Origin of the sequence: Pseudomonas sp. GZJR-8, from assembly GCF_002916705.1 — a bacterium.
Classification (GTDB): domain Bacteria; phylum Pseudomonadota; class Gammaproteobacteria; order Pseudomonadales; family Pseudomonadaceae; genus Aquipseudomonas; species Aquipseudomonas synxantha_A.
Window position 1 is genome coordinate 1 of sequence record NZ_JXSI01000031.1, and the last position, 1181, is coordinate 1181.

1 pseudogene is annotated in these 1181 nt (G+C 58.8%); it reads left to right on the plus strand.

Annotation, left to right across the window (positions count from 1 at the left end):
• Nucleotides 1-1181, plus strand: a pseudogene (locus tag TK42_RS26715) (RHS repeat protein); the annotation flags it as partial.

Sequence of the window (1181 nt, forward strand, 5' to 3'; positions counted from 1 at the left end):
TCCGGCAAGGCGGCACGTTGCGTCCGGCATTGGGCGAGTTTTTCGCAGATGGACACGCGTTATGCCTGGGGGGATGACGGCCGTGTCACGGTGCATAACGCCGATGGTAGCCAGGAAGTCTATGTCCACGACGACCGGGTGCGGTTGGTGCAGCGCATCGATCCGGACGGCGCGCAGCATTTCAAATCCTACGATGCCAAGGGGCGGCTGACCGTCGAACAGGATCCGCTGGGCGCGGTGACGGCCTATCAGTACGACGAAGCTGGGCGCCTGGTGGCTTTGTTTCCGGGGGATGATGAGCCGACGTCTTACGAGCATGACAACGGTTTTGTTCGGGTTGTGAGGCGTGGGGAGGCGGTCTGGAAATACGAGCGTAATGAGCAAGGCGATGTCATCCGCAAAACTGATCCGGATGATAATTCGACTGACTACAACTACAACAAATACGGGCAACTGACGGGGGTTTGGTATCCGGATCACAGTTGCCATCGGCTGGTGTGGAATGAGCGTGGGCAGTTGCTGGAAGAGCAATTGCCCAATGGCGGGATCAAGCGTTATCGCTATGACGATTTAGGACGCCAGATTGGCTGTGAGGATGAACACGGCGCCCAGACAGTCTATGAATGGGACAGCGTCGGTAGGTTGATTCGCCTCGCCTTGCCAGGCGGCGCCACACGAGAGTTCAGCTACAACCCCTACGGAAAAATCATCGCCGAACGCGATGAGCTCGGCCACGTCACCCGCTACGAATATGCCAATGGCCTGCACCTGATCAGCCGCCGCATCAACGCCGACGGCACCCAGGTCAAGTATCGCTACGACAATGTTCGGTTACTGCTGACCGAAATCGAAAACGAAGTCGGCGAAACCTATCAACTCGACTACCACCCCAACGGCCTGATCCAACAGGAAACCGGCTTCGACGGCCAACGCACCGCCTACGTCTACGACCTCAACGGCAACCTGCTGGAAAAGACCGAACACGGCGACGACGGCAGTCAGCTAGTGACCCGTTACGAGCGCGACCACGCCGGTCGCCTCGTACGAAAAACCCTGCCTGATGCCAGCGTTGTCGACTATGCCTACGACCGCCAAGGCAATCTCCTCAGCGTCGAAGACGGCCACTGGGCGTTGGCCTACGAATACGACCGCCAAAACCGCCTGACCGCCGAACACCAAGG